Below are 5,265 nucleotides of genomic sequence, written 5' to 3' on the forward strand. Positions count from 1 at the left end.
GTGCTCTGTGCGTAAGATTCGACCAAATAAGCTCATGAGCAGGTTAATTTGGTTCCCAATAGCCATTGGGATTGAGACTTGCAGTACTCCATTTCGTTGAGCTCGCCTTCTTAATATTAAACACAAACTAAAATATGTCGATGGGATATACATCTCTTCATTTGAACTACTTTATATTATATTGATTTTCTTCGTAACTTTCATGTGGTAAAAGCGCATAAAATTTGTGTTTAAAAGTTGCTTTTTGACAACGATGTCCGTTATGGGACACGAGATTAAATAACAGTGTTTAAAATACTGATATTCAATTACTTAAAATACTAAAGGGGATGCTGTCATCCCGACCAAGCAGAAAAGTGATTTGCATATGTAATGCAGGAATGCCGAATTTAATTATTTTCCACGGGCTCGGTTTTCCCTCGATGGGCAGCCAGGGCTGTTGTGCAATTTGGTTTAGCGGGTCGTTGGAGCACATTATCTTTTGGGGCGGGAGTGCGCAGCACGTAGCAACAAAAGTCAGCCTTGGCTGAATGTGCTCCAACGTCTATACTATGATTTCGGCTTGGGAAATACTGTAGGATTTTTCAGGCTGGAAATCAAGCTGGTTTAAAGTTAATATTTTTCAAGATAGGAGAGAGGTAAAGCTGAATTATAGGTATTGTTAGGTACTGGCTTTATTTTGTTATTCTGTCAAATGCTTTACTCTTTTAAAACATTTAAGAATTAATCATACCTGATATAGGAAGATTACGTAATTCAGGATTTATCGTAATTGATAAGAACAAGGCACAATCTTCATTTTTACCTATACTCCTTCTAGGAATCCCATAACATACTTCTTATATTGCTTTATAAAAACCATAATTAAATTAGGGTAATTCCTCAAATAAAATAAATTAGCATTGCTGCAATTAATCTCATTAGAAGTTACCAATTTCAGAGCTATTAAACATGCACTGCTAAACTTTGATCAGATTACGCTTCTCATTGGCGAAAACGACTTGGCCAAATCTACGCTCATGGAAGTCCTTTCAGCAACCCTGAACCCTAAATTGGATGATAAACTCCCGGAATTTAACTCATTTCACTTCTATAAAGATCCTGATAAGGAGGTCCCTGAAAAAAGGCTTGAGATCAAACTTTTATTACAACTTCAAAATCATACAGGGCTAAATGAATTTAAAGAACTGGAATTACTCTCGGTGAAGTCTGAAGAAGAGTTGATCAAAGAACCGAAGTTTGAGGTTTCTTTTAATTCATCATTATCGGGTTCCTATACTACTGCGGAATGGAGCTGTACTAACGTACAAAAGGGAGTAGTTACCAAAGACCCTCTTGTACTTAAGGTACTCAGAAGGATAATACCCGTAATCCATCTGAGATTTGGGATTTTAACTGGGTTTTTAAATATTGTAGTACCTGATGAGGATGATGCCCGTCTAGAAATTGATCTTGAAGACCGACTCAAGCAGCAAATTTTCGCATCGGTAAATGAGATACTTCTTGGTACCACACAGGATACCAATGCTTCCGTGAATAAGGGATTTCATGCTGTGGAAGAATTAATGGAGTACTATGGGCAACCTAATCAGGAGCTAAAGCAAGAGGATGGACTGGTGGTAAGAATTAGGGAAATTTTGCAAATGGTATCTCTCACCGAGAAAGAGAATATAGTAGAAGCTTTGAAGAGATTTCAAAGGCTTACAGAAAAACTGGCAACCCTTATGTTAGTGCATGCGCTTCTTCGCTCCGGTCCCCAAAAGTTTGAAAAAAATTCGCGCCCCTTGCTTATTTTTGAACACCCTGAAGCTTTCCTGCATACGACAACCCTTGCAACTATTAGTATTTTACTAGGTAGGATCCGATGGCAAAAGATTATCACCACAAATTCTGGTTTATTACTGAGCAGGGTTCCTTTGAAATCGATCAGAAGGTTGCGCAGGAAGAAGGGCTTGATCCAGGTTAATAGTATCGATTCACAGTATTATACCAACGAAGATTTGCGTCGCTTATCATATCACCTCCGTGCGAAGTACAGTATGGCTTCATTTGATCGTTTCTGGATTCTGGTTGAGGGAGAATCTGAATATTGGATACTACCTCACCTGGCAAGGATTATGAACTATGAATTTCTGCAAGAGGGAATATCAGTAATCGATTTTGCGCAATCAGGTTTAACGCCATTGTTAAAATATGCTACAGACCTGGGAATTGGCTGGCATGTCTTAGTGGATGGAGATGAAGCCGGACAACGATATGAAGATCTCGTAAAAAACTTTACAAATAAGTATGAACTTAAGAATCCCGTCACCAGGCTGGAACAAAAGGATATTGAACATTTGTTTTGGTACAATGGCTTTAAAAAAGAATATATTAAAGCTGCCCAACGTTTAAATGTACCGGAGAATGAGAATAAACCTGGCCTCACTATTCGCAGAGCCATTAAAAATAAATCTAAACCATTCCTGGCTTTAAGTATTATTGAAACTATTGCCGCCAAAGGCCCGACAGCCATCCCGGATAAACTCTTCCAAATGATAGAAGCTTGTATTGAGCAGGCCCGTAGAAACTAAAACTATGTGTTATTCTATTTTTCAAATTTACCGGCGGTATTGGATCTTAGATGTAAATCCATTTGCGGGAAAGGTATTGTAACTTTATTTTCGGCAAGTTTTTTACTAATAATTCTTCTAATATCACTTTTTGCTTTTCCTATCCTAAAAATATTTTTACTAAAAAACAAAAGTTGAAAATCTAAGGATGAATTTCCGAAATTCATCAATCGTGCTTCAACCAATTCCCTGTTTGAGACTTCAGGATGTTCAAAGGCGCTTTCTTCCAATATTTTGATAACCTTATCAACATCACTTCCATAAGCTACCCCAACATCAATCTTAAAACGTGTTTTTTTTGATTGATGACTCCAATTAATTACCTTACTGGTAGTAATTAATGAATTTGGAATGATAATGGATATGTCATCCCTGTTTAAGGCCTTAGAGGTTCGTAAGCCAATACCTTCAATTTTTACCACGTCGCCATCTATTTCCAAAACATCATTTATTTTTATGGATCTCTCTGAAAGTAAGATGATACCTGATATTACGTCATTAAATGTTTGCTGTAATCCTAAGCCAATACCCACCAATAAGGCCGCAGAGCCGGCTAATAACAAAGTAACTTTAACTCCTATTGTTTCCAGCAACAATCCAATGGCCATGACCCAAATTACATATTTTATGATCTGGTATAAAGCATAGGTAGTGCCCGGATCAGTTTTGCGGAATTTATACTTGCGAAACAATGCTTTTTTAATGACCCATAGTATTAGTTTGGTAATAATTAGGATAATCAGAATAGTCACCAGGTCAGAAACCCTTATTGTATAGTTACTTAAACTTAAGATTTCAAATTCCAGAATTTTATTTAAGGTTTCCATATGCTTATTTATTACCAAATATCGAATTTAATTTAATTTTTAACATAAATCGTCTTGCGATTTATAAACTCCATCATCCCATCTTTTGCCAGTTCACGTCCATAGCCGGAATTTTTGGTACCGCCAAATGGCAGCCTTGGGTCTGATTTGACCAGTTCATTAATGAAATAAGCTCCATCGCTAACTCTATCTGCAAACTTTACCGCCTTATCAATATCTGCAGTACAAACAGTTACCCCAAGCCCATACTTCGATTGTTCCGAGAGGGCAAAGGCCTGATCTATATCTTTTGCTTTTATCATAGCCGCGAGGGGGCCAAATGTTTCTTCTTCAAAAGCAGCCATTCCGGGCGTTACATCACTCAAAATGGTAGGTTCATGGTAACAACCGCTCTGTTTGCCTCCAAGCAATAACTTTGCACCTTGTTCTACTGACACTGAGACCTGACGATTAAGCTGGTCTGCCAGATCTTTACGAGCCATCGGCCCAACTTGGGTAGCATGTTCCAATGGATTCCCCGATTTCAAACCCTTTACCGCTTTTGTGAATTTTGAAACAAACTCGTCATAAATCCCTTCCATTAAAATAAAACGCTTGGCAGCAATACAACTTTGTCCGCAATTAAGCATTCGGGCAGTAAGGGCAGTTTTTACGGCCTTGTCAATGTCCGCATCTTCCCAAACAATGAAGGCATTGTTACCGCCAAGTTCCAAAACTGTTTTTTTAATATGCCTGCCGGCTATTTCTGCCACTGCCGAACCTGCTCTTTCGCTTCCCGTAAGTGTTACTGCCTTTACAGCCACATGCGCAATAATCTGTTCTGTATGATCGTGGTGTACAATCAGGTTTTGAAAGACAGCCCCGGGAAAACCGGCTCTATAAAACACCTCTTCTATTTGTTTGGCACATCCAAATACATTAGGAGCATGTTTCAACAATCCGGTGTTGCCCGCTGTTAAAGTTGGTGCAGCAAATCTAAAAACCTGCCAAAATGGAAAGTTCCACGGCATAATTGCAAAGACACTTCCAATAGGATCATGCCTTACAAAACTTTGTGTTGCATCGGTGGCTATTGTTTCATTTTTCAGGAATTCTGCAGCATTCTCCGCATAGTAATCACATACCCATGCACATTTATTCACTTCAGATCTTGATTCTATGATGGGTTTTCCCATTTCCAAGGTGATCATTTGGGCGTATTCTTCGACATTCTCCCTCAATACCTGGCCGGCTTTTTTTATAAGTGCACTCCGTTCAGAAAGTGGAACTTTACTCCAGGACTCAAAGGCATCCTGGCTTTTTTTAAGCGTTGCTGCAAGTTCTTTTTCCGTAAGAGATGTATAATTACCAACCTGCTGGTCATTGTAAGGATTTATACTTTTAAATTCCATTTTATTTTAGTTGTCCGTCAGAAAATGCCGTTGATTCAAAACCTCTTACTCCCTTAAGTTCATCTACCCAGTTCCAGGATGTATATATGGTAAAGGTGTTGGAATTATCTTCAGTTGTAAAGCCAGATTCTTCAAATTTCCAGATGATATGTTCTGACTCTGGAAACTTGTCCGACTTAATATTCTCGTCAAATAACCTATAGATGATGTTGCGTTCATCCATTCCGTCATTTAACAAACGGGTTAGAAAAGAGGAATTTGGCTTTAGTAAATTTAAAGCTGATTCCTTGTTCAATGCAATTACCTTCAAAGTAATTCGCACAATATCCGGTGTTGGAAACTGTTTTGGAAATGTCCAGTATAGCATGCATCCAACATTGAATAATGCTTCGTGTAATTTGATGTCGGAGTATTCCTCCCAAAGACGATCGTCCT

3 protein-coding genes and 1 pseudogene are annotated in these 5,265 nt (G+C 38.4%); 1 reads left to right on the forward strand and 3 read right to left on the reverse strand.

From position 1 onward, the window contains the following. Positions 1-902: 902 nt before the first annotated feature. Complete coding sequence (locus tag WBN20_RS11175; RefSeq protein ID WP_424281732.1) at positions 903-2,573, forward strand: ATP-dependent nuclease; 1,671 nt, start codon at positions 903-905, stop codon at positions 2,571-2,573. A gap of 14 nt (positions 2,574-2,587) precedes the next feature. Here the strand turns inward: WBN20_RS11175 and WBN20_RS11180 are convergent, their stop codons facing one another. From WBN20_RS11180 to WBN20_RS11190, 3 genes and pseudogenes are all read right to left on the reverse strand, one after another. Further along, entirely contained in the window at positions 2,588-3,439 is an 852-nt protein-coding gene (locus tag WBN20_RS11180) for a mechanosensitive ion channel family protein (protein WP_297702819.1), read from the reverse strand. Positions 3,440-3,471: 32 nt separating this feature from the next. Next, positions 3,472-4,830, reverse strand: coding sequence for an NAD-dependent succinate-semialdehyde dehydrogenase (locus tag WBN20_RS11185; protein WP_424281733.1), 1,359 nt, complete (start codon positions 4,828-4,830; stop codon positions 3,472-3,474). 1 nt (position 4,831) lies between these two features. Continuing rightward, positions 4,832-5,265, reverse strand: a pseudogene (locus WBN20_RS11190) (hypothetical protein); the annotation flags it as partial.

This window comes from Eudoraea sp. (assembly GCF_049665975.1).
Classification (GTDB): Bacteria; Bacteroidota; Bacteroidia; order Flavobacteriales; family Flavobacteriaceae; genus Eudoraea.

Coding starts and splice junctions, on each gene's coding strand:
- WBN20_RS11180 (WP_297702819.1), bottom strand. CDS start 3,439: ATGGAAACCTTAAATAAAATTCTGGAATTTGAAATCTTAAGTTTAAGT.
- WBN20_RS11185 (WP_424281733.1), bottom strand. CDS start 4,830: ATGGAATTTAAAAGTATAAATCCTTACAATGACCAGCAGGTTGGTAAT.